Source organism: Nonomuraea typhae (assembly GCF_009760925.1).
In the GTDB taxonomy this organism is placed as follows: domain Bacteria; phylum Actinomycetota; class Actinomycetes; order Streptosporangiales; family Streptosporangiaceae; genus Nonomuraea; species Nonomuraea typhae.
In genome coordinates this window covers 415384-431942 of record NZ_VRLV01000009.1, presented here as the reverse complement: position 1 = coordinate 431942, position 16559 = coordinate 415384, and the positions used below count along the sequence as shown (strand labels likewise).

The 16559-nt window shown below is 69.1% G+C and carries 19 protein-coding genes and 1 tRNA gene; 11 read left to right on the top strand and 9 right to left on the bottom strand.

Annotated features, from left to right (window positions below):
• The 4 genes from FVE25_RS54480 to FVE25_RS32755 form a co-directional block, all read left to right on the top strand.
• The coding region (locus FVE25_RS54480; RefSeq protein WP_219825734.1) for a hypothetical protein at nucleotides 1–391 on the top strand (391 nt) is incomplete at its 5' end.
• Between the two features lie 31 nt (nucleotides 392–422).
• Entirely contained in the window at nucleotides 423–1115 is a 693-nt protein-coding gene (locus FVE25_RS32765) for a hypothetical protein (protein ID WP_157250971.1), read from the top strand.
• Nucleotides 1112–1387: a helix-turn-helix domain-containing protein gene (locus FVE25_RS32760; protein WP_157250970.1), complete on the top strand. Its 276-nt coding sequence runs from the start codon at nucleotides 1112–1114 to the stop codon at nucleotides 1385–1387. The genes FVE25_RS32765 and FVE25_RS32760 overlap by 4 nt, the downstream gene beginning before the upstream one ends.
• Entirely contained in the window at nucleotides 1384–2547 is a 1164-nt protein-coding gene (locus tag FVE25_RS32755; RefSeq protein WP_157250969.1) for a hypothetical protein, read from the top strand. Before FVE25_RS32760 ends, FVE25_RS32755 begins: the two co-directional genes overlap by 4 nt.
• Nucleotides 2548–2717: 170 nt before the next feature.
• Here the strand turns inward: FVE25_RS32755 and FVE25_RS32750 are convergent.
• From FVE25_RS32750 to FVE25_RS32740, 3 genes are all read right to left on the bottom strand, one after another.
• A tRNA-Lys gene (locus FVE25_RS32750) sits at nucleotides 2718–2791 on the bottom strand.
• Nucleotides 2792–2836: 45 nt separating this feature from the next.
• A complete protein-coding gene (locus tag FVE25_RS32745) occupies nucleotides 2837–3757 on the bottom strand; it encodes a nucleoside hydrolase (RefSeq protein ID WP_157250968.1) in 921 nt (306 codons plus the stop codon).
• Between the two features lie 257 nt (nucleotides 3758–4014).
• Nucleotides 4015–4407, bottom strand: coding sequence for an OsmC family protein (locus FVE25_RS32740; protein WP_157250967.1), 393 nt, complete (start codon nucleotides 4405–4407; stop codon nucleotides 4015–4017).
• Nucleotides 4408–4498: 91 nt separating this feature from the next.
• On the opposite strand from FVE25_RS32740, the gene FVE25_RS32735 reads away from it, so the two are divergent.
• Entirely contained in the window at nucleotides 4499–5269 is a 771-nt protein-coding gene (locus tag FVE25_RS32735; RefSeq protein WP_181019779.1) for an FAD:protein FMN transferase, read from the top strand.
• Nucleotides 5270–5289: 20 nt separating this feature from the next.
• Here the strand turns inward: FVE25_RS32735 and FVE25_RS32730 are convergent, their stop codons facing one another.
• Nucleotides 5290–5571, bottom strand: a complete 282-nt coding sequence (locus FVE25_RS32730; protein WP_157250965.1) for a hypothetical protein — start codon at nucleotides 5569–5571, stop codon at nucleotides 5290–5292.
• A gap of 104 nt (nucleotides 5572–5675) precedes the next feature.
• Here FVE25_RS32730 and FVE25_RS32725 point away from each other — a divergent pair, with 104 nt between their 5' ends.
• From FVE25_RS32725 to FVE25_RS32715, 3 genes are read left to right on the top strand one after another with little or no spacing between them, the layout of a single operon-like run.
• Nucleotides 5676–6878, top strand: a complete 1203-nt coding sequence (locus tag FVE25_RS32725; RefSeq protein ID WP_157250964.1) for a cation:proton antiporter — start codon at nucleotides 5676–5678, stop codon at nucleotides 6876–6878.
• Complete coding sequence (locus tag FVE25_RS32720) at nucleotides 6875–7249, top strand: phage holin family protein (protein ID WP_181019778.1); 375 nt, start codon at nucleotides 6875–6877, stop codon at nucleotides 7247–7249. The genes FVE25_RS32725 and FVE25_RS32720 overlap by 4 nt, the downstream gene beginning before the upstream one ends.
• Nucleotides 7250–7259: 10 nt before the next feature.
• Complete coding sequence (locus tag FVE25_RS32715) at nucleotides 7260–8561, top strand: aromatic amino acid ammonia-lyase (RefSeq protein WP_157250962.1); 1302 nt, start codon at nucleotides 7260–7262, stop codon at nucleotides 8559–8561.
• Here FVE25_RS32715 and FVE25_RS32710 read toward each other — a convergent pair.
• On the bottom strand, nucleotides 8558–9550 hold the full coding sequence (locus FVE25_RS32710; RefSeq protein WP_157250961.1) for a LacI family DNA-binding transcriptional regulator: 993 nt from the start codon (nucleotides 9548–9550) through the stop codon (nucleotides 8558–8560). The two genes, FVE25_RS32715 and FVE25_RS32710, sit on opposite strands and share 4 nt — an antisense overlap.
• Before the next feature lie 163 nt (nucleotides 9551–9713).
• On the opposite strand from FVE25_RS32710, the gene FVE25_RS32705 reads away from it, so the two are divergent.
• Both FVE25_RS32705 and FVE25_RS32700 read left to right on the top strand, forming a co-directional pair.
• The gene (locus FVE25_RS32705; protein ID WP_246267755.1) at nucleotides 9714–10577 is read left to right on the top strand and encodes an amidohydrolase family protein; all 864 of its coding nucleotides are present in this window, start codon (nucleotides 9714–9716) and stop codon (nucleotides 10575–10577) included.
• Nucleotides 10574–11110, top strand: a complete 537-nt coding sequence (locus FVE25_RS32700) for a cysteine dioxygenase (RefSeq protein ID WP_157250960.1) — start codon at nucleotides 10574–10576, stop codon at nucleotides 11108–11110. Before FVE25_RS32705 ends, FVE25_RS32700 begins: the two co-directional genes overlap by 4 nt.
• 128 nt (nucleotides 11111–11238) lie before the next feature.
• On the opposite strand, the gene FVE25_RS32695 is transcribed toward FVE25_RS32700, so the two are convergent.
• Genes FVE25_RS32695 through FVE25_RS32685 form a run of 3 tightly spaced genes read right to left on the bottom strand, consistent with a single transcriptional unit; the run spans nucleotide 11239 to nucleotide 14168 of the window.
• On the bottom strand, nucleotides 11239–12306 hold the full coding sequence (locus tag FVE25_RS32695; protein WP_246267754.1) for a glycerophosphodiester phosphodiesterase: 1068 nt from the start codon (nucleotides 12304–12306) through the stop codon (nucleotides 11239–11241).
• 19 nt (nucleotides 12307–12325) lie between these two features.
• Complete coding sequence (locus FVE25_RS32690) at nucleotides 12326–12982, bottom strand: (2Fe-2S)-binding protein (protein ID WP_157250959.1); 657 nt, start codon at nucleotides 12980–12982, stop codon at nucleotides 12326–12328.
• A 13-nt stretch (nucleotides 12983–12995) separates the two neighbouring features.
• The gene (locus FVE25_RS32685; protein ID WP_157250958.1) at nucleotides 12996–14168 is read right to left on the bottom strand and encodes an MFS transporter; all 1173 of its coding nucleotides are present in this window, start codon (nucleotides 14166–14168) and stop codon (nucleotides 12996–12998) included.
• A gap of 81 nt (nucleotides 14169–14249) precedes the next feature.
• Between FVE25_RS32685 and FVE25_RS32680 the strand changes: the two genes are divergently transcribed.
• Nucleotides 14250–15227 carry a LacI family DNA-binding transcriptional regulator gene (locus FVE25_RS32680; RefSeq protein WP_157250957.1) on the top strand — a complete coding sequence of 326 codons (978 nt, stop codon included), beginning with the start codon at nucleotides 14250–14252 and terminating at the stop codon, nucleotides 15225–15227.
• Nucleotides 15228–15304: 77 nt separating this feature from the next.
• Here the strand turns inward: FVE25_RS32680 and FVE25_RS32675 are convergent, their stop codons facing one another.
• Nucleotides 15305–16513, bottom strand: a complete 1209-nt coding sequence (locus FVE25_RS32675; RefSeq protein WP_157250956.1) for an MFS transporter — start codon at nucleotides 16511–16513, stop codon at nucleotides 15305–15307.
• Nucleotides 16514–16559: the final 46 nt, after the last annotated feature.

Here is a 16559-nt window from a genome sequence, read left to right as displayed (position 1 = left end):
CTCATCCAGATGCGGCAAGATCGCCTCGAACTTCGCCGCCAGCATCTCCACAGTCTCTGCCAGTATGCCCATACCACACCATCGAACCGGAATCCGGGATGCTACGAGTTATTTTTCGGCGAGTCCTAAGCTCCTGTCCAGATATCTCATCTGGTTCCAGGCACACATCGCAGATGAACCCGGTAGCCACTCCGTGGCCACTCTCATCCGTCGGGCGCTGCGTTCGTACAGATCGGGGCCACGGCTCCGGGACGCAATGCTCGCCTGGCAACGGCTCGCCTACCTCACCCCGAATGAGACCGAGGCATTCGACGCCCTCCTGGAGACAATGCGCGCAGACCAGCATCCAGCCGTCCGGCAACTCCTCACCGTCCTCGATCAACAGTACTGAGGCGAGACAAATGACATCACGTCCACGAAGCATGCTGTTCCAGACAATCGAAACACGCATTGTCGATCAGCAGCATCCCGGGCTGCTGATCGAAACGAGCTCCGGCCTCATCCGTATCACTCCGCAGGAGGCGGGTGAGGCTATCAAGGGCAAGGGACCGCGCGAAGCGGTCTGGCGTGCTGCGATCCTGGCAGCGCGGCGCGGCCAACCCAGCCAAGAGTTGGGCAGCCTGTTCGCACTCTGGTTGGCCGAGCCGTGGGTGGCTCGCGTCATGTTCATGATCTCCACACGCTTCCGCCAATCTCTCGAGGATTTGGAGGCCGAGTTCGTCACCGCCTTCCTGGAGAGTCTCGACAACGTCGACCCAAGCCTGCTCGACGCCGGCGAGAGTCTCCTCAAAGCCGCGTCGAGGAAGACTTGGTCGCTCGCATGCGCCGCCACACGGGAGCGATTGCTCGGCGACCCGGTGGAACTCATAGCGCGCGACAACCTCGAGTCGTATGCCGATCACGGCTGGGAGTTGGAATTCATCCCCCCGCAGCAGCCGGATCGGCTCTCCGCAGCGCTCCGCTTCGTCGCTGACTCCGCTCAGATCGAGGGTGAACGTCTGGGTACTCTCGCCTATCGAATGGGGCTTGCCGATATCGTCCTCCGTGCACGACGGCCGCCCGAGGAACTGGCGACGGGGCACGTCACGTTGCGCGCAATCGGAGCGTACCGATGATCAAGAGGCCGCTCACGTTCACGGAAGCATTCGATCTTCCATTGACGCTGGATCTTCTCACCGCGGCGAAGGCGCTTGGAATCTGTCGTGGCACGGCTTATCGGCTGATCCGTGCGGATGCCTTTCCCTGCACCGTGCTACGCATCGGCCGCCACTACCGAATCTCAACAGTTCTGCTGATGGAGGCACTCGGGCTCGAGCAAATTCCTGTTCAAACCGAGCACATCAAGTCGGGCATCGGCCATGCCCGAGATTATGAGGAGGATCGTTGACCATCGCAAACCTCCCCGCTGCAGGAGTTCCCGCGGAGGAACCAGGTGGAACCTGGTCGTGTTTCGTCCTCGGACCGCTCGGGGATCCCTTCGCGGAGGCGGGAAGCACCAAACTGAAGATCTACGAAGAAACGCTCGAGGTCTACGAGAGCGTTATTCAGACTGCGTGCTCAGGTCTCGGAATCACTCCGTCCCGAGCCGACGAACTGCCGGGCACCGGGGAGATCGCCGACCAGATCTGCCGCCAAGTCAAAGAAGCCGACCTCGTCATTGCCGATCTTACCGGCCTCAACCCCAACGTCATCTGGGAGTTGGCGCTCCGGCAGGGCACGGGGAAACCCACGATCCAGCTCCGCGACGCCGCCGACGTCGCGGACCTTCCTTTCTACCTCGCCAAGGTCCGCACAATCATGTACGGCCGATCTCGAGGCGGTCTGATCAAAGCTCGTGATGCTCTTCGCCAGACGCTCGAACTGGGCATTCGCAACGGATTCGACATTCTCACGCCAGCCCGAATCCTGCACGGCACGGTGGTCGACCCCGACGTCCTCCTCGAGGAGGACGACGCGCTGGGGTTGCTAGACGCCTACGCTCAGATCGAAGTCGAGATGGCGGCAGTATCCGACGACCTGCAGGATCTGACGTCCTCGCTTGAGGCCATCACAGAGGCCTCAAATGCGTTCCTTCCTGAGGTGAAGAGACTTACGGCAGGAGGGTGTCGACCGTCGGCCATGCTGGCGGTCATCCTGCGATATGCGGCTGCGATGAGTGGGCCTGCAGCCGACATGGACAGGAGTTCGACAGTCGTCGCAGAGCGGCTGTACTCAGCCGACGCTGGCGTCCGCTTGGCTCTAGCTCACGTGGAGAGCCTCCCTCGCGATGAGCGTCCGGAAGGGACCGATGAATTCCTGGGTATCCTCATCGATCTGGAGGAAACCGCGAACGAGGCCATCGGCTACCTCTTGGAGATGTCCCATGAGGTCGACTCGGGGAAAGGACTCAGCCGCCAACTGCGCAAGCCGCTTTCCAAGATCTCCTCAGCCGTAGGTCGGATAGTCTCAGCGACCAGTCGCATCAGCGAGTGGGGAATCCATGCTCGATCTCTTCTGGCCGCCCCCGAATCCTCTGATAGGGGTGGATGCCCGGAAGAGCGAGCGTGACAAGAGCTACCCACCGTCCGGCACAGGCTTCGAGGGGGACAAGCACCGACACGGTCAGCACAACGAAAGGCTGTTGAGGACCAGTACATCGGCACAGGATCACGTCCACTGCTGCGAGGCGCCACACGAGAAAACCCCAGCCTGGCTTACCAAGCTGGGGTTTCTCGCGGTGCGCCGCCAGGGACTCGAACCCCGGACCCGCTGATTAAGAGTCAGCTGCTCTAACCAACTGAGCTAGCGGCGCTTGCGACAGATGTAACTGTAGCAGTCGCCCCGACCACCACGCACATCAGCCAATCCGCCGCCCGAGTTCCCGGTAGGCCGACACCAGGAGGTCCCAGAACCGCTCCACATCCAGGCGGGTGGCCACCATCGCGTTGGGGCGCCGGTCGTCGACCTTGAAGTCGATGACGGTCATCCCCGTCGTGTAAACCCCGGCCGTCTCGACGTTGACCACGGCGGGGGTGAAGGTCAGGAGGGTGGGGTCGATGACGGAGGCCACGGCTACGGCGTCGTGGATGGCGGGGCCGGTTTCGGGGGTGATGAGGCCGTAGTGGGTCACGCTGGGCAGCAGCAGGGAGGACAGGCGGCCCAGGCCCTGGAGGCGGTCGTAGATGGCGGTGGTGACGCGGGCGGTCAGGGTTACGTCCAGGCCGATCTGGGTTACCGTCCAGCCGGCGCCGAAGACGATGGCGGCCGCCTCCGGGTCGGTCAGGATGTTGAATTCGGCGGCCGGGTTGTGGTTGCCGCGGGTGTAGGAGCCGCCCATGACGACTATGCCGGCGGCCCAGTCGGCGATGCGGGGTTCGCGGCGGAGGGCCAGGGCGAGGTTGGTCAGGGGGCCCAGGGCGATGAGGGTGATCTCGCCGGGGTGGTCGCGGAGGGTGGTGATGATGTGGTCCGTGGCGTGGCCGGGCGTGACCGTGCTGGTGGGAGGGGGGAGTACGGCGCCGCCCAGGCCGTCGGATCCGTGGACGTGTTCGGCGTGGATGAGGCCGCGGACCAGGGCGCCTGGGCTGCCGGCGACTACGGGGACGTCGGGCAGGTCCAGGAAGTCGCGGAGGGCCAGGGCGTTGGCGGTGGTTCTGTTGAGGCCCACGTTGCCGGCCACGGTGGTGATCGCGCGCACGTCCAGGGAGGCCCCGGCGGCCAGGGCCAGCGCCAGGGCATCGTCAATCCCCGGATCGCAGTCGATTAAGACCTTTGTCATGAAAAATCAGGGTAAAGGGATGTGAATCGGGGCCGGAGTGGCTTCCCCCAAAGCCACCCCGGCCCCGATCTATGGCGGTCCAGGCCGGTACCTTCCCCCGAAGCACCGGCGGTCCCGCTCAGCAGACAGCGGTCCCCCTCCGCGTCCGCATCGGTAAAAGTCTGCAAGTGAGTCGCAGGACTCTTGACCTGCTTCGACACTACAGAGGCGAATGCAACGGACGCGTCATATAGGGGTCGAATGTCTCCCCAAAAGGGCTAGGGAAGCTCCAAACGGACCTCGGTTCCCTCGGACAGGGACCGGCTCACCGTGCAGTACTTCTCGTGCACCCGATGCGCCACCGCGCGGTAGACCTCGTCCGCCTTCTCCGAGGGCACCTCCACGTCATAGGTGACCGTCACCGGCCCGAGCAGGTTGGGCTCCACCTTCTCGGACTCCACGGTCATCGCCAGCCGGATGAGCTGATGACCCCGCTGGGAGGTGAGCGGTTCGACGGTGACGATGTTGCAGCCCCCCACGGCCGCCAGCAGGAGCTCCACGGGCGTGAAGACGCCCTCCTCGTCCCCGCCGCCGATCTTCACCTCGGCCCCGCGGGCGTTGGTCGCCCGGAACCCGCCGTCCTCTGTCCGCTCTACACGCACGTTTGCCATGCGTCAGACCCTACTCACGCGCCCCAGGAGTAAAGGGCTTAGGTCCGCCATACGCCCGTTATGGAAATGTGTCCTTCCGGAAGGAGGCCCCATGACGTTCCCTGGATCTGCGCGCACGGAAACGGTGCTGAACACCTCCGTCAACGTGGACATCCGTACGGCCTTGCCGCAGCGTGAGCTGATTCCCATGATCGACAACGCCTTCGCCTGGCTGCGCTGGGTGGAGCGCACGTTCGACCCGACCGATCCGGACAGCCAGATCGGCCGGTTCAACAGCGGGCGGACGATCGAGCAGGTGCCGGAGCTGGTCGAGGTCGTTCACCGGTGCAACGAGCTGGCCGAGGCCACGGACGGGTGGTTCGACGCGCGGATCGACGGCGTGCTCGACGTGTCCGGCTACATCAAGGGCTGGGCGCTGGAACGCCTGTCGAGGGCGCTGTGCAGCGCGGGCGCGGTCGACCACCGCATCACGGCGGGCGCGGACGTGCGGGTGCGCGGCTCGGCGGTGCCGGGGCGGCCGTGGCGGGTGGGCATCCGCGACCCGCGTTCCGGCTCGGTGCGCCGCATGGTCTTCGCCAACGATCTGGCGATCGCCACCTCGGGCAAGGCGCGCGTGGTGGACCCGCGCACGGGCGAGCCGCAACGTGGGCTGAACTCGGTCACCGTGATCGGGCCCGACCTGGCCGTCGCGGACGGCCTCGCCACGGCCATTTACGCGATGGGCCCGGTCAGGGGGCGCCGGTTCGCGATGGACCTCGCGGCGGCGGAGCCGTACCAGGTGATGATCGTGACGCGCGGCGGGCGCTCGGTGATCACGCCCGGGTTCGCGGCGTACAGCGTGCCGGCGGAGCTGGCCGGCTGAAGGATCTACCGCGGAGCGGGTTAAGTGAGCGCCTCCGGGTGCTGGGTCAGGTAGTCGATGTACACCGGCCTGAGCGCTTCCCCGAGCTGTCCTTCACCGGCGGCCAGGGCATCGCTGAGCAGAGCCGAGACGCGGCTGAGGTCGTTGGCGGATTCCCCATCGTGACCGCTGGCGGCCTCCGCCGCGGGGATCACTTTCAGCAGGTTCCACAGGAACCCGAAATCCCCATGGCGTACGGCGTAGCGCACCGCACGGTCGTGCAGTTCGCTGGCCGGCAACGACTCCAGGTCCTTCGCGTCCATCTCGCTCCCTTCCCCCTAGGACCGCTTTGCCCACACTCAGCCCTGTGTAACGCCAACAGTCTGGCCAGTGACTACATGGAGTGACCAGCGGGCACATAGCGTGCATGATCGATAGCACCATGACCGGTGTCCTGGTCATCGTCCTGGCGGCGGTCCTGTCGCCGATCGTCGCGGACGCGGCCGGCCGCTTCGTCAGGGCGCCGAACGTGGTGCTGGAGATCCTCCTGGGCGTGGTGTGCGGCCCGGTGCTGCTCGGCTGGATCAAGGTTGACGGCCTCATCGACGCGATCTCGCAGTTCGGGCTCTCGATGCTGATGTTCATGGCCGGTTACGAGATCGAGTTCGCGCGGATCAAGGGGCGGCCGATCCGGCTGGCGATCTACGGGTGGTTCGCCTCGCTGGCGCTGGCGCTGCTGGTGGCGTTGGCGACGAACGGGTTCACGCTGGCCGCGCAGGTGATCGGGCTGGCGTTGTGCACGACGGCGCTGGGGACGATCCTGCCCATGGTGCGGGACGCGGGCGCGTTGCCCACGCCGTTCGGCAGCCGGGTGCTGGGCATCGGGGCACTGGGTGAGTTCGGGCCGATCGTGGCCATGGCCTTCGTCTTCTCCGAGGACGCGCGCTGGCACACGTTGACGGTGATCGGGCTGTTCACGGTGATCGCGATCGTCGCGGCCGTCATGGCGGCCCGGCCGCGGCATCCGCTGCTGGCCCGGCTGGTGGACTCCACGATGGGCAGCAGCGGGCAGCTGGCCGTGCGCATCGTCATGTTCGTGCTCGTCGCGATGATCGCCATGGCCAACGCGTTCGGCCTGGACGTGCTGCTGGGGGCGTTCGCGGCGGGTATCGTGATCAGGCTCGCGGTCGCCTCCGGCCCGGACGACGAGGAACACGTGATCTCCGCCAAGCTGGACGCGATCGGCTTCGGCTTCCTCATCCCGTTCTTCTTCGTGGTCAGCGGCGCCAAGCTGGATCTGAAGGCGTTGTTCACCGACCCGCACAGCCTGCTGCTCATCCCGGTCTTCCTGGTGGCGCTGCTGCTGGTGCGCGGCCTGCCCACCTATCTGCTGCACCGGCGCGACCCGGAGCTGCGGCCACGGGAGAGCAAGGCGCTGGCACTCTTCGCCGCCGCCGGGCTCCCACTGATCGTCGTCATCACCAACACTGGAGTTGAGGAGGGAGCCATCAGCACCGCGCACGCGGCTGCCATGGTCACCGCCGGAGTGCTCAGCGTGATGATCTATCCCCTTGTCGCGTTGCGCCTCTACCGATCGGCGAACAGAGAATGCGAGGATCTATCAGCGTGATATTCATCTTGAGAACCCTGGCGGCCGCGGTCGCCCTTTGGGTCGCCACCCAACTGGTCAGCGGCATCACGGTCTCAACCGGCACCACGGCGGAGTACTGGGGCACCCTGGTCGTCGTCGCCCTGATCTTCGGCCTGATCAACGCGATCGTGAAGCCCATCGTCAAGATGCTGGGCTGCGCGGTGATCGTGCTGACGCTCGGGCTCTTCCTCCTGGTGATCAACGCCGCGATGTTGCTGCTCACGAGCTGGATCGCGGGGCAGCTGAACATCCCGTTCCACGTGGACGGCTTCGTCTCGGCCCTCATCGGCTCGGTCATCATCAGCGTCGTGAGCTGGCTGCTCGGCCTGATCATCCCCGACAACGACTGACCATCCCGCCATGGAACTGAACGGCAGCGGGCTGACGTGCGCACGCGTGTCGGCCGTGGCCACCGGCGCGGCCCGGGTGGAGATCGGTTCTGCCGATCGCGCCCGGGCCGCGTGGCGGGCCGCCCGCGAGCTCACCGGCCCCGTGTACGGCCAGAGCACCGGGGTCGGCGCCAACAAGGACGTCGAGGTCGAGGCGTCGGGATCGGACCTGCTGCGCAGCCACGCGGGAGGCGCCGGGGCGCTGATCGAGCAGGAGCGGGCCAGGGGGATGCTGGCCGTACGCCTCAACCAGTTGCTCGCGGGCGGCTCCGGGATCGACCCGGGGGTGCTGCCGGCGCTGGCCGAGGCGATCAACTCGGGGGTCACCCCGCCCGTGCGCGCGTACGGCGCCATCGGGACGGGCGACCTGACGGCGCTGGCCACGACCGCCCTGTGCCTGCTGGGCGAACGTGACTGGGCGGGCGGGGACGGGCCGCGGTTTCCGCTGGCCGATTCCGACGCGCTGCCGTTCATCAGCTCAGGCGCGCTCACGCTGGCCGACGCCGCGCTCGCCTGTCACCGGCTGCGCGGCCTGCTGGAGGCGGGGATCGACGTGGCCGCCTTCTCCTTCACCGCGGTCAGCGCCTCCGCCGAACCGCTGGCGGCAGCCGTACAGGAAGCGCGGCCGCACCCCGGGCAGGCGCTCGCGGCCGCGCGGCTGCGTGGCCTGCTCAACGGGGAGCTCGCCACCCGCGTGCAGGATCCGTACGGCTACCGCGCGTTCGCCCAGGTGCACGGGGCCGCGCTCGACGCGGTGGAACGGGCGGCCGGGACCGTGGAGATCGACCTCAACGCGGCCGCGGAGAACCCGCTCATCGCCCGTTCCCTGGCCTGGCACAACGGGAACTTCCACTCGGCGCCGGTCGCGCTGGCCCTGGACGCGCTGCGGGCGGCGCTGGTCCCGGCCGCCCAGCTCAGCGCCGCCCGGCTGGCCACGCTGATGGAACCCGGCTACACGGGCGCCCTGCCCTTCCTCGCCGACCGGCCGGGCAGTTCTGGGCTCATGATCCTGGAGTACGTCGCCCAGGACGCGCTGGCCGAGTTGCGGCATCTGGCCGGTCCGGTCACCGGCGCGACGGCCGTGATCTCCCGGGGCACCGAGGACCACGCGGGGTTCGCCACGCAGGCGGCCAGGTACGCGCTGCGGTGCGTGGAGCCGCTGGAGATCGTGCTGGCCTGCGAGCGGGTGGCGGCCGTGCGTGCCCGTCGCGGCCCGGAGCCCGATCGTCCTCTGGACGGCGATCTCGACGAGGCCCGCGCACTTCTCCGCTAGGAGCTGATGTCGCGGACGGATCCGCGTTCGCGCAGGGTGGGCTGCTGCACCACCCTGCGGCGTTTGGTGCCGCCGTCGACGGCCGCCACGACGAGGCGCACAGCGGCCCGGACGATGCCCGCGATGTTCCAGTCGACCGTCGTGAGACCGGGCGTGAGCAGCCCGGACATCGGATGGTCGTCGTAGCCCATCACCGACACGTCATCCGGGATCGACAGCCCCTGCTCGGCGGCGGCCGCATAGACGCCGTAGGCGATCGAGTCCGCGAAGCAGAACACCGCGCTCGGCCGGTCCTTCTCCAGGATCTTGTGGGCGACGGCGGTGGCGGCGGCCAGTTCGTGAGGCGCGGTCGTGACCTCGATGTCCAGGCCCAGCCGCTCGGCCTCGGCCGTGACGTGCATGTCGGCGGGCCGGTCGGGGGTGCTGGTCCGGGTCGGCGTGAGAACGGCCACCCGCCGGTGGCCGAGAGTTTTGAGGTGCTCCAGGGCCAGCGTCATGCCGCGCCGGTTGTCGAAGACCACCTCCCCGGCGGTGCCCCGCAGTGAGTCGCCCACCGAGACGACGGGCACAGACTCGCACAGCTCGGGCCAGAAGGGGGCGGCTGGGTCGACCGGCTGCACGATGAGCCCGTCGACGCGCTGGTCGCGTAGCTGCTGGGCGAGGGCGCGCTCGCGGGCCGGGTCGCCGACCGCGTCGAGGATGAGCGCGTAGCGATCCTTCTCCCGCAGGCCCCTGCTGATGCCGACGGACAGGGACTGCTGCCACAGGTCTTCGAGGGAGCCGCAGAGCAATCCGATCATGCCCGTGCGTCCGCTGGCGAGGGCGCGGGCGATGGGGTCGGCCTCGTAGCCGAGTTCGGCGGCGGCGGCGCGGACCCGCTCCATCGTCTCCTCCGACACCTGCATGCCGCGCAGCGCGTAGGAGACGGCGGCCGGCGACAGGCCAGTGGCCTGGGCCACTTCCTTGATGGTCGCTCTCTTGCGGGGCATCTCGCCAGCCTATTGCGTGGCGGCTTCAGACACCCGCACCCGTTGACAGGGAGCCAGGTGAAGCGGTTCACTGAATCGTATCAGTGAAGCGTTTCACACTCCAGTCTTACCAGGGTGGAACGTTTACCTATATTATCAGTAGGAAATACGGGGAGGTGTGATCGTGAGCATCGATGTCCATCAGCACCTGTGGACCCATGCGTTCGTCGAGGCGCTGCGTGCCCGCACCGCCCCGCCGTACCTGGACGGATGGACGCTCATCCTGGACGGCGAGCCGCCGTACGAGGTCGACCCCGCCGACCACGACCCGGCCACGCGCGAGACCGGTGACCTGGCACTCGTATCGCTGTCCAGCCCGCTGGGCATCGAGTCGCTGCCGCCCGAGGACGCCTGGCCGCTCATCGACGCCTACCACGACGGCGCGCTCGGCCTGCCCGCGCCCTTCGGCGCCTGGGCCGCAACCTGCCACCGCGAACCCGACCCGGAACGCCTGGCCAAAGACCTCGACCGCGGCTTCGCCGGACTGCAGATCCCGGCCACCGCCGAACCCCTCGACGACCTGCTCGACGTCCTGGTGGAGCGCGACCTGCCGCTGTTCGTGCACCCGGGCCCCGCAGCGGACGCCGGGGACGGCCGCCCCTCATGGTGGCCCGCGGTCGTCCCCTACGTCCAGCAGATGCACGCGGCGTGGTACCACTTCCACACCGTCGTCCGCCCCCGCCACCCCCGGCTGCGCGTCTGCTTCGCCCTGCTGGCCGGGCTCGCGCCCCTGCACTCCGAACGCCTGCTCGCCAGGGGCGGGGCCGGCCGCGGGCTGGTGGACCCCGGCTTCTTCGTTGAGACCTCGAGTTACGGCCCGCGCGCGATCGACGCGATCGTCCGCGAGCTCGGCGTCGACGTCGTCGTCAACGGCTCCGACGCCCCTTACGCCACGGCCCCCGACCCGGGCCTCGGCAGCGCGGCGGCCCACGCCATCCGCGTGACCAACCCCCGTCGTCTACTCGGCAGGAAGGAGAACCGCACGTGAGCGAGCCAATCCTGAAGGACGGGGGCACCTGCACCCGCCTCCCGGAGCGCGCCCTCGACCGTCGCGAACTTCGCGAACTGGTCAACGACCTCGCCGCCAACCCGGGCGAGTGGCAGGAACTCGTCGACTTCCCCATGGACGGCGGCCGGCATTACGCCTCGCTCTACCGCGACGCCTATGTTGACGTGTGGCTCCTGTGCTGGCGCCCCGAGGACGACACCGGCTGGCACGACCACGACATCAGCTCCGGCGCGGTCCACGTGGTGCGGGGGGCGTTGCTGGAGTGCAATCCGCGCATCGGGGGCGAGCATCTGGAGACGGTGGTGGCGGAGGGGCAGTCGTTCTCGTTCGGGCCGGACCACATCCACCGGCTCAACGGCGCGACCTCACACAGCGTCTCGATCCACGCGTACTCGCCGCCGCTGTGGCGCCTCGGCCAGTACTCGATCGACGACGGGGGCGTGATGCGCCGCACCTCCGTCAGCTACGCCGACGAGCTCCGTCCGCTCGACTCTCCGGCCGAGGTGGCATAAACCCATAAAGTACGGCGAAGCCACCCCCACACCACCCACCGACGTACGCGGGCGCAGGTCGTGGGGGTCGCTTCTCACGTCGGACGAACGCGCCGCCGCAACGGCCCGCGTACACCGGCTACCAGGGGCTACCGCGACCGGGACGACACCACTGCCCGGCACATCGACGGGTCGTCGCAGAACGCGCCGTCGATGTCCAGGCTGAGCAGGCGGCCGAAGAACCCCATCACGTCACCGGTGGCGCGGGGGAAGACCGGGCTGGCCGGGTTGCCCAGGCGGTGGTCCAGGGGGAGCTGGGAGTTCTCGTTGCGGATCGTCCAGATGTGCACCGCCAGCCGTACCCGATGCGCGTCCCGTACCAGGGTGGTCGGGGGCAGCAGCTTGCCGTCGGGACCGACGGGCAGGATGCGCCGCGTGTCCACGCCGACGCCGTTGGCGTAGGCCGCCACCTCGCGCAGGCCCTCGGGCTTGACCATGTCGTCGTAGGTGCGCGGGTCGCCGGAGACCACCCAGTCGTAGGGCTTGCCGCCGAACGTGATGAGCTGGACGAGCGGCAGGCGGGTCTTCTTGCGCATCTCGCGCAGGTTGGCCGTTTCGAAGGACTGGATGTACGCCTTGCGGACGCGGTAGCGGTTCAGCGTGTCCAGGAGGGGCTCTTCGAGGGACAGGCCGATCGAGTCGAAGTACGTGGGGTGCTTGGTCTCGGGGTAGACGCCCACCCGGTGGCGCTGGGCGAGCTGGACGACCTCTTCGAAGGTGGGGATCTCGGCGAGGCCGTCGAAGGCGGTGTTGTCGGGGCGGAGGTCGGGGATGCGTTCCTTGGCCCGCAGGGTCTTCAGCTCGGCGAGGGTAAAGTCCTCGGTGAACCAGCCGGTGACGGCGCGGCCGTCGATGGTCTTGGTGGTGCGCCGGTCGGAGAACTCGGGACGGACGGCGACGTCGGTCGTGCCGCCGATCTCGTTCTCGTGGCGGGCGACGAGCACGTGGTCCTTGGTGGAGACGAGGTCGGGCTCGATGTAGTCGGCGCCCATCGCGATGGCGGCCTCGTAGGACAGGAGGGTGTGCTCGGGGCGGTGGGCGCTGGCGCCCCGGTGGCCGATGACGGTCGGCTCCTTCTGCGTGTGGGCCACGACGGGCTCGGGCTGGATCAGAAGGGCGGTCAGGGTCACACCGGCGAATAACCTGCGCAGCATCATGCGCGCAGAGTAAACCCGCCTAGTTACGGCTGAGAACACAACAGGTGGAACATGGTTCAACATCGGGAAGCGTGATCCACAGGCAGCAGGTCTTGCGGAGGTAGCCGTCTCCCGCGGGGGTGAGCAGGCCGTCCAGCGGCTTGCCGATCTCCTTGAGCAGGCTCATGTAGTCGCCCTTCACCACCTGGGTGAGCGGGTGGGCGACGGCTTCTGCGGTGGAGCCCCACAGGGTGCGCTCGCCGACGTTGACCATGCCGCTGAGCGCCTTGACGATGGGGGCCTGCGATTCGGCGACCGCCGCGGCGATCGCGCCGGCGCCTCGTTCCCAGGTCACGCGGGTGGCGCCGATGGAGACGCCGGCGTCGGACACCTTGAAGAACGTGTCCCGAAATTTCATGACCGGGATGCGGCCGTCCAGCGCCCACCCGAGCGCCATCGGGAACATGTGCCAGTAACCGTAGGTCTTCCACAACAACGCCGCGCCGACGTGCCGCGGGGCGTTCCAGCGCCCGGCCGTCTGGTCCACCAGCTCGCCCAGCAGTGTGTACGGCTCCCGCACCAGGTCGGCGACCGGCGTCCAGCTCGCGTCGGGTTCGATCGCCAGCCCGGGCTCCACCCCGAGGATCCCGTCACGGGAGGCGGCCACGCGTTCGAGCACCTCGGTCAGCACCGTCATCCCCCAAGCCAGGCTAAAGGTTAGCCTTGCCTAAGGTAGCAGGTCGCCCGGCGAGCCAGCCCACCACGAGCTGCACGGTCAGGATGCCGAGCCCGGCCGTCAGCGGCGCCGTCCACCCGCCCGTCGCCTGGCGCAACGCCCCGAACAACACCGGGCCGACGGCGGCCAGCACGTACCCGAACGACTGCGCGACCGCCGACACCGCGGTCACCGCGGTGGGGTCGGGCGCCCGCAAGGTGATCAGCAGCAACGCCAGCCCGAAGGCCGCGCCCTGCCCGATGCCCAGGACGATCATCCAGAACCAGGGGGCCGCGACCGGGGAGACCAGCAGGCCGCCGTATCCGGCCATGGTGCAGAGCACCGCCGCCGCCACGTACCCCGCCTGCGACCGGCGCCACCCCGCCAGCACCGGCACCGCGAACGTCGCTCCCACCTGGACCAGCGTCGTCATGCTCAGCAGGTAACCGGCCTGGTCGGCGGGGAGTCCGGCCTCCAGGAAGATGGTCGGCAGCCAGGCCAGGATCACGTAGAAGGTCAGCGACTGCAGCCCCATGAGCCCGGTGACGTACCAGGTGACCCGGCTGCGCAGCACCGCGCGGAAGGGCCGGGGGCCGTTGGGCCCGCCGTCCGGCTTGGCCAGCGCCTGCGGCAGCCACAACGCGGCCGCGGCCAGCGCCGGTATCGCGATCATGGCCGACACCCCCCGCCAGCCGTACCCCGTGGCCCGCTCGAGGGGGATCATGAACGCGGAGGCCGTCGCGGCGCCGGCGGCCGCGCAGGCGCTGTAGAGGCCGGTGAAGAGGTTGACCCGGGCCGGGAAGTGCTGTTTGACCAGGCCGGGCATGACCACGTTCATGACCGCGATGGCGACGGCGGCCACGGCCGCGCCCGTGTAGAGGGCCGGGGCGCCGTCGAGGGTGCGCAGCACGATGCCGAGGGCGAGCACGAGCAGCCCGGCCAGCAACGTGCGGTCGAGGCCGATCCGGCGTACGAGCAGGGGTGCGAGGGGGCCGAAGACACCCAGGCAGACGATCATGACAGTGGTGATCGCGCCGCCGCCCGCGGGGGTGAGGCCGACATCGGTCATGATCTCGTCGAGCAGCGGGGAGACGCTCGCGATGGCCGGGCGCAGGTTCAGTGCGACCAGGACGAATCCGGCGACGAGCAGTACGGACCTGAACGACATAGGGGATCTACTCTTGCATAACCCTCTGACAACGTTGTCTACGGGTACGGCTTGAGAAATGATCGCAGGGTGAGACCGACGATGAAGGACGTCGCCTCGGCCGCGGGCGTGGCGCTGAAGACCGTCTCCAGGGTGGTCAACGGCGAGCCCGGCGTCAACCCCGCTACCGCGGAACGCGTGCGCGCGGCCATCGACGAGCTCGGCTACAGCCGCAACGAGAGCGCCCGCGTGCTGCGCCAAGGCCGCACGTCCACGATAGGGCTGGTCATCGAGGACATCTCCGACCCCTTCTACGCGGGACTCGGACGCGCCGTCGAGCAGGTCGCCATCAGCCACGGCTGCCTGCTGCTGAGCGGCTCCTCCGGCGAGGACCCGGGGCGCGAGCGGGAACTGGTCCGCACGTTCTGCGCGCGCCGCGTGGACGGGCTGATCGTGGTGCCCGCCGGGGACGACCACTCCTACCTGCGCTCCGAACTCGACGCCGGCACCCCGGCCGTCTTCGTGGACCGCCCGCCCGGCCCCGGCATCGACGTGGACACCGTCCTGTGCGACAACGCCGGCGGCGCCCGGCTGGCCGTCGCGCACCTGCGCTCGGCCGGGCACCGGCGCATTGCCTTCCTCGGCGACAACCCGGCCATCTTCACCGCCATCGAGCGCCTGGCCGGCTACCGCGGCGCGCTCGGCGAGCTGTTCGACCCGGACCTGGTCTCCATGCGCGCCCCCGGCCCGGCCACCACCGGCGCCGACCTCGACCGCATGCTCGCCCTGCCCGACCCGCCCACCGCGCTGTTCACCGGCAACAGCAGGGTGACCGTCACCGCGCTCCGGGCGCTGCGCGGGCGGCGCCTGGCGCTGACCGGGTTCGACGACTTCGAGCTGGCGGACCTGCTCACGCCGGGCGTCACCGTGGTCGCCCAGGACCCGGCGGGGCTCGGGCGGGTCGCCTCCGAGCTGCTGTTCCGCCGCCTGGCCGGCGACCGCGGCCCCGCCCAGCACCTCCAGCTCCCCGTCCGCCTCATCACCCGCGGCTCCGGCGAAATCCCCCCACCTCCCAGCTGAATCCCACCGCAGTCCGGCTGAATCCCCCAGTTCCCGGCTGAATCCCCACCTCCCGGCTGAATCCCACCGCACTCCGGTTAAAGCGCCCGGCTCTGCCGTACCGGTGCTCTGAGCTGCCGGAACAACGCCAGCGCCACCACCACCCCGGCCACCCCACCAGCCACCATCGCCGGCGCGGACCCGCTCACCTCGCCCACTCCCCCGATGATCGCCGCGCCGGCCGCCTGCCCGGTCATCAGCCCCGACGACTGCAGCCCGAACGCCTGCCCGCGCACCCGCTCCGGCACCGCGTCCAGGAAGCGCCGCTGCAGCCCGAGCTGGTAGGCCAGCCCGGCCGAGGCCACCGCGGCCAGCACCGCCGCCCAGAAGATCCCCGGCCGCAGCACGAAGAACAACCACGGCACCCCGAGCAGCACCGCCAGCGGCAGCGACAGCCGCTCACGCACCGCCGGCGCGGCGAAGCGCCCGACGCAGAACTCTCCCACCGCCATCCCCACCGCCGCCGCGGCCAGCACCACCCCGGCCTGCCCCTGCCCGCCCAGGTACGGGACGATCATCGCCTCCGCCCCGGCCAGGCACATCACCGGCAACCACGCGGCCATCAGCAGCCCGCGCACCTTCGGATCGGCCAGCAGTTCCCGGTTGACCCGCAGCGTGGTCCGCACCGCGCCGTGCGCCTCCGCCTGCCGAGCCGGCCGGTACGGCAGGCCGTACCGCAACACCAGTGCGGCCGCCAGCGACATCACCGCGGTCACCGCCAGCGCACCGTGCGCCCCGGTCAGGGCGAGGAAGGCCCCGCCCAGCGCCAGCCCGCCCACCTGGGCGGCCGCCGAGGTCACCCCCATCAGCGATCTGGCCAGCACGAACGCGTCCCCGGGCAGCACGTCGGGCAACATCGCGTTGCGCGCCGCCATGAAGACCGGCGAGAACAGCCCGGTCACCAGGACCAGCGCGAGCATCGCCCAGACGGACAGCCCGGCGAAGGCCAGCAGCAGGCAGACGACCATCCTGACCAGTTCGCCGGCGATCATCAGCGCCCGCGGCGGCAGCCGGTCGGCCAGCGACAGCAGGAACATGCCGCCGAAGATGTAGGGGAGCCAGCCGACCATGTAGGCCGCGGCCGACAACCCGGGCGAACCACTCTGGGCGTAGACGAGCACGGACAACGCCAGCATCTTCACGGAGTCGCCGCCGACGAGCAGCGCGAAGCTGCCGAACAGGACGCGGAACTCGGGCACGGCGAAGACCTCGCCGAAGGTGGCGGCACGCTCGGTCGGCTGGGACAAAAGGGCTCCAGAAAAGGGGAATGGCGGCTCCGGAGGGAGGTTCGGA

What these genes read in the sequence shown, in the direction of transcription:
- FVE25_RS32765 (WP_157250971.1), top strand. Translation starts at nt 423, where the DNA reads ATGCTGTTCCAGACAATCGAAACACGCATTGTCGATCAGCAGCATCCC.
- FVE25_RS32760 (WP_157250970.1), top strand. Translation starts at nt 1,112, where the DNA reads ATGATCAAGAGGCCGCTCACGTTCACGGAAGCATTCGATCTTCCATTG.
- FVE25_RS32745 (WP_157250968.1), bottom strand. Translation starts at nt 3,757, where the DNA reads ATGACAAAGGTCTTAATCGACTGCGATCCGGGGATTGACGATGCCCTG.
- FVE25_RS32740 (WP_157250967.1), bottom strand. Translation starts at nt 4,407, where the DNA reads ATGGCAAACGTGCGTGTAGAGCGGACAGAGGACGGCGGGTTCCGGGCG.
- FVE25_RS32735 (WP_181019779.1), top strand. Translation starts at nt 4,499, where the DNA reads ATGACGTTCCCTGGATCTGCGCGCACGGAAACGGTGCTGAACACCTCC.
- FVE25_RS32730 (WP_157250965.1), bottom strand. Translation starts at nt 5,571, where the DNA reads ATGGACGCGAAGGACCTGGAGTCGTTGCCGGCCAGCGAACTGCACGAC.
- FVE25_RS32725 (WP_157250964.1), top strand. Translation starts at nt 5,676, where the DNA reads ATGATCGATAGCACCATGACCGGTGTCCTGGTCATCGTCCTGGCGGCG.
- FVE25_RS32715 (WP_157250962.1), top strand. Translation starts at nt 7,260, where the DNA reads ATGGAACTGAACGGCAGCGGGCTGACGTGCGCACGCGTGTCGGCCGTG.
- FVE25_RS32710 (WP_157250961.1), bottom strand. Translation starts at nt 9,550, where the DNA reads ATGCCCCGCAAGAGAGCGACCATCAAGGAAGTGGCCCAGGCCACTGGC.
- FVE25_RS32695 (WP_246267754.1), bottom strand. Translation starts at nt 12,306, where the DNA reads ATGATGCTGCGCAGGTTATTCGCCGGTGTGACCCTGACCGCCCTTCTG.
- FVE25_RS32690 (WP_157250959.1), bottom strand. Translation starts at nt 12,982, where the DNA reads ATGACGGTGCTGACCGAGGTGCTCGAACGCGTGGCCGCCTCCCGTGAC.
- FVE25_RS32685 (WP_157250958.1), bottom strand. Translation starts at nt 14,168, where the DNA reads ATGTCGTTCAGGTCCGTACTGCTCGTCGCCGGATTCGTCCTGGTCGCA.
- FVE25_RS32680 (WP_157250957.1), top strand. Translation starts at nt 14,250, where the DNA reads ATGAAGGACGTCGCCTCGGCCGCGGGCGTGGCGCTGAAGACCGTCTCC.